The organism is Cellulomonas biazotea (genome assembly GCF_004306155.1).
Classification (GTDB): domain Bacteria; phylum Actinomycetota; class Actinomycetes; order Actinomycetales; family Cellulomonadaceae; genus Cellulomonas; species Cellulomonas biazotea.
Genome location: NZ_BIMR01000352.1, coordinates 1 through 4615, shown reverse-complemented (window position 1 = coordinate 4615; position 4615 = coordinate 1). Strand labels below are relative to the sequence as shown.

General features: G+C 76.2%; 5 protein-coding genes and 1 tRNA gene. 2 read left to right on the top strand and 4 right to left on the bottom strand.

Annotated features, from left to right (window positions below):
• Positions 1-46: 46 nt before the first annotated feature.
• The 3 genes from orn to CBZ_RS18385 all read right to left on the bottom strand — a co-directional run bounded on the left by orn (position 47) and on the right by CBZ_RS18385 (position 1400).
• Positions 47-715: an oligoribonuclease gene (gene orn / locus CBZ_RS18395; protein ID WP_130782915.1), complete on the bottom strand. Its 669-nt coding sequence runs from the start codon at positions 713-715 to the stop codon at positions 47-49.
• Positions 716-776: 61 nt separating this feature from the next.
• Positions 777-1061 (bottom strand): hypothetical protein, encoded by a 285-nt coding sequence (locus CBZ_RS18390; protein WP_130782914.1) that lies wholly within the window; start codon positions 1059-1061, stop codon positions 777-779.
• Positions 1062-1199: 138 nt separating this feature from the next.
• On the bottom strand, positions 1200-1400 hold the full coding sequence (locus CBZ_RS18385) for a hypothetical protein (protein WP_130782913.1): 201 nt from the start codon (positions 1398-1400) through the stop codon (positions 1200-1202).
• Between CBZ_RS18385 and CBZ_RS18380 the strand changes: the two genes are divergently transcribed.
• Entirely contained in the window at positions 1387-3117 is a 1731-nt protein-coding gene (locus CBZ_RS18380; RefSeq protein WP_307720765.1) for an APC family permease, read from the top strand. The two genes, CBZ_RS18385 and CBZ_RS18380, sit on opposite strands and share 14 nt — an antisense overlap.
• On the opposite strand, the gene CBZ_RS18375 is transcribed toward CBZ_RS18380, so the two are convergent.
• Positions 3079-3151 (bottom strand) — tRNA-Arg (locus tag CBZ_RS18375). The genes CBZ_RS18380 and CBZ_RS18375 overlap by 39 nt on opposite strands.
• A gap of 197 nt (positions 3152-3348) precedes the next feature.
• On the opposite strand from CBZ_RS18375, the gene CBZ_RS18370 reads away from it, so the two are divergent.
• On the top strand, positions 3349-4615 hold a 1267-nt coding region (locus tag CBZ_RS18370), incomplete at its 3' end, for a dynamin family protein (protein WP_130782912.1).

The window sequence follows — 4615 nt, the reverse complement described above, 5'->3', positions numbered from 1 at the left end:
CCCCGCCCCCCCGCCCCCCCCCTTCGATGTTCCCGGGGACGGCCTGTCAGGCCTCGGGACGCGCACCCTTGACCGACGTCGCGACGATCTCCGCCGCGACCTGCCGCGCCGCCGCCGAGTCGGGGCCCGGCTGCGCGGGCAGCAGGGCCGCCCGGTAGTACCGCAGCTCGTCGATCGACTCGAGGATGTCCGCCAGCGCCCGGTGCCCGCCGTTCTTGCGGGGCGACGCGAAGTACACGCGCGGGTACCAGCGTCGCGCGAGCTCCTTGATCGACGACACGTCGATGACCCGGTAGTGCAGGTGCCCCACGAGCTCGGGCATGTCCCGGTCGAGGAACGTCTTGTCCGTGCCGACGGAGTTGCCGGCCAGCGGCGCCTTCGCCGGGTCCGGCACCCACGTCCGGATGTAGTCGAGCACGACCGCCTGCGCGTCCTCGAGCGTCGTGCCGCCGTCGAGCTCGTCGAGCAGGCCCGACGTCGTGTGCATCGCGCGCACGAAGTCGTTCATCTGCTCGATCGCGGCGGCGGGCGGCTTGATGACGACGTCCACACCGCCGCCGAGCACGCGCAGCTCGGAGTCGGTGACGACGGCGGCGACCTCGACCAGGGCGTCGGCGCCCAGGTCGAGGCCCGTCATCTCGCAGTCGATCCACACGATGCGCTCGGCGCTCTCGTGGCCGTTCGGGGCGGGCGCGGGGGTCGGCGTGCTGGTCACCGGGCCAGCCTACGGGTGCGGGGTGCCCGGCGGCCGACGTCGACGCGGTCGGGTCGGCCGGTCAGCGGTGCGGTGCGTCGCGGCCGGTCCGTGCCGGGCGGGACGGGGGAGCCGGCTGGGGCACCGTCGCGGCGAGCGCCGACGCGACCAGGACGAGCAGCGCGACACCCCCGACGCACCACCAGGTCGTCGTCCACGAGACTCCCGACCAGCGCAGGACCGCGAGCGCCGCGGCGCCCGCGCCGAGCGCGATCGCGAGCCGCTCCAGCCAGCGGACGACGGCCGCCCGCAGCCGGCCCGTGCGGGTCGTCGGGACGGGTTCCCCGCCACCGCCGTGCCGGCCCATCAGCGCCCCCCGGTGACGGGCGGTCGGGTGGGGCGGCGCAGCATGGGCCACATGGTGGCACGGGTGACGTGCCCCCCGGGACGAGAACGAGGCCGGTACCCCCGGGTGGGGAGCACCGGCCTCGTCCGGGTCGTGCCGTCAACGGGCGACGGCGGTGCCGGCGAAGACGCCGGCGAGCAGCACGGGGAGCGCGCTGCGCTGCGTATGCGGCGGACGCCTCGTGGCGTCGGACGCGTGTCTCGTCGTCTGGACCCGTGCGCGGGCACGGATGATCTGCGCCTCCTCGAGGCGGCGGGCGTTGTCCTGACGGGCGAGCTCGAAGGTGATGGTGGGGTGCACGACAGCCTCCAGGGCATGGCGAAGCCAGGCCCGGATGGCCTGGCGAACAGTGGATCAGGAGAACCAGACCACGCCGCAGATACGGCTGTCACAGCCTTTTCCGGACGTCCTGACGGCGCGCGTCCGTCACCTGTCCGCGTGCCCGTCGGCTGGTCCGTGGGCCGGTCGGTCGGTTCGGTCGGCTGGTCGGCGGGCCGGTCGGTTGGCTCGGTCGACGGGTCCGGCGGACGATGGCGGGACGTCGACGCCGCGTGTCCGCGTGGCGGCTCGACGCCAGGGTGCGCGCCGGGAGAGGGTCGGCGCCGTGACCGCGTCCGCCCCGCCGCCCGCTCCCGCCGTCGAGGCGCCGTCAGGTCACGCGACCGCGGCGCTGCCCGGGACGTCCGGTGCGCTCGACCGGCCCGGAGCGACCGGCGGGACCGTCGGCGTCGTGCTCGGCTCCGCCTGGTACGTCGCCGCGGTGCTCGGCACCGGCATCCTGCTGCTGCCCGCGCTCGCGGCCGAGGCCGCCGGGCCGGCGTCGATCCTGGCCGTCGCGCTCGTCCTCGTCGCGTCGGTGCCCCTCGCGGCGACGTTCGCGGCGCTCGCGGCCCGGCACCCCGACCCCGGCGGCGTCGCGACCTACGTGCGTCGGGCGCTCGGCGCGACCGCGGCGCGCATGACGGGGTACTGGTTCTTCTTCGGCGTGTGCGTCGGGTCGCCCGTCGTGGCCCTGCTGGGCGCGGAGTACGTCGTCGCGATGGTCGGCGGCGACCGGTGGCAGGTCTACCTCGTCGGCGCCGTGCTGCTCGTCCCGCCGTTCGTGACGAACGCCGTCGGCCTGCGGCTGGCCGGGCCCGTGCAGCTCGCGCTCACCGGGGCGCTCGTCGCGATCGTCGTGCTGGTCGTCGCCGCGGCCGCGCCCGCGACCGACCCGGCGAACCTGCAGCCGTTCCTCCCGCACGGGTGGGCCGGCGTCGGCGCCGCCGTGTCGCTGTTCGTGTGGGCGTTCGCGGGGTGGGAGGCCGTGACGCACGTCGCGGGGGAGTTCCGCGACCCGCGCCGCACCATCCCGCTCGCGACGGCCGTCGCGCTCGTCGTCGTCGGGTCGGCCTACCTGGCCCTGCAGTGGGTGACCGTCGCCGCGCTCGGCGACGCCGCCGCGACCTCCACCGTCCCGCTGCTCGACCTCGTGGGCCTGCGCCTGCCCGACGCCGCGCGCATCGCCGTCGCGGTCGTCGCGGCGATCGTCACGCTCGGCGTGCTCAACGCGTACGTCGCCGCCTTCGCGAAGCTCGGCGCGTCGCTCGGGCGCGACCGCGACCTGCCCCGGTGGCTCGCCCCCGGCGCCGAGGCGGGCGGGGTGCCGCGTCGCGCGCTGGTCGTCGTCGGCGCGCTCGCGGCGGCCTACTTCACGCTCGCCGTCGTGACCGGCGGCGACCTCGCGCCGTTCGTCCTCGTGCACACGAGCTGCATGGTCGCGATCTACGGCACCGGCGTCGTCGCCGCGCTGCGGCTGCTGCGTCGCTGGACGCCCGGCTGGTGGGCGGCACTGACCGCGTCCGTGCTGGTCACGGGCCTGCTCGTGCTGGCCGGCACGCACCTGCTGGTCCCGGCCGTGCTCGCCGTCGTCGCGGTCGTCGTCGGACGGGTCCGTGGTCGGCTCGACGGGCGCGGCCGGGAGATCCGGAGCACTGGGCGCCCCCGGCAGGACTCGAACCTGCAACCGACGGATTAGAAGGCCGTTGCTCTATCCGTTGAGCTACGGGGGCCAGCGACGACCCAGCCTAGTGTTCCGCGGGGCCGTCGACGTCGCGTCGTCCGGCACGTCGGGAGCGGTGTCCGAGACGCCGTCGGCGTCGAACTTCACCCGGCGAACCGGTCGGAACCGCGCATCCGGTCACGATCGAGTCAGATCTGACAGCGTGGCGCGTTTGGCCTGGTCAGATCGCGCCACGACAATGAGTCCGTGAGCGCGCAGCCCGGCACCGTCCCCGCGCCGTCGGCGCGCGGTGCGCACGCGGCGCCGGAGCGCAACGCCCGGCACGCCGCGAGCGACCCGCGGGACGTGCTCGCGCGCCCCCTCGCGGCGACGTCGCTGCTCGACGCGGTGAAGGACCTGCGACGCGACGTGGAGCGCACGGGCTTCCCCCTGGACCTGGAGGACACGGCCTCGGCGCGGGCGTCGCGCGCGCGCCTCGTCGACCAGCTCGGCGAGCACCTCGTCCCGCGGCTGACCGAGCTGTCGGCACCGGCCGTCGTCGTCGTGTCCGGCTCCACGGGCGCGGGCAAGTCGACGCTGGTGAACTCGCTCGTCGGGCGCGAGGTCAGCGAGGCGGGAGTGCTGCGGCCCACGACACGGCGCCCCGTCCTCGTGCACCACCCGTCCGACACCGAGCTGCTGTCGCACCACCCGGTGCTCGAGCTCGTGCAGGTCGTGTCCGACGACGCGGTGCCGCGCGGCATCGCGCTGCTCGACGCCCCCGACCTCGACTCCGTGCTCGACTCGAACCGGGAGCAGGCCCACCGGCTCCTCGAGGCGGCGGACCTCTGGCTGTTCGTCACGACCGCCGCGCGGTACGGCGACGCGCTGCCGTGGCGGGTGCTCGAGGCGGCGGTCGAGCGGGGGACGTCCATCGCGATGGTGCTCAACCGGGTGCCGTCCGCGTCGCTGCCGACCGTGCGCGGTGACCTGCTCGACCGGCTGCGCACGCACGGGCTGGAGGGCTCGCCCCTGTTCGTCGTCCCCGACCTCGGGCCCCACGAGGGGCTGCTGTCCTCGGCGATCGTCGCGCCGGTGCAGCGCTGGCTCATGATGCTCGCCGGTCCCGACCGCGCGCGGACCGTCGTCGGTCGCACGCTGCGCGGCTCGCTGTCGGCGCTGCGCCCCTGGGTCGACGAGCTCGCCGAGGCCGTGCAGAGCCAGGCCGACGCCGCCGCGCGCATCGGCCGCACGCTCGACGACGTCCTCGACGCCCCGGTCCAGCAGGCCGTCGCGTCCGTCCGGCACGGTGCCGTCGCCGACGGTGCGGTCCGCGCCCGGTGGGCCGAGCTCACCGCGGACGGCGCCCCGCTCGCGTCCGTGCTGCGCGCGTCGGGCCGGATCTCCGGGTCGTCGCGCGACGGCCGTGCCCGCGCCGTGGCCGTCAAGCCGCTCGTCGAGGACCTCACGCGGTCCGCGGCCGCCGTGCTCGGCGCCGCCGGCGCGCACGCGCAGGACGTCCTGCGCACCGCCC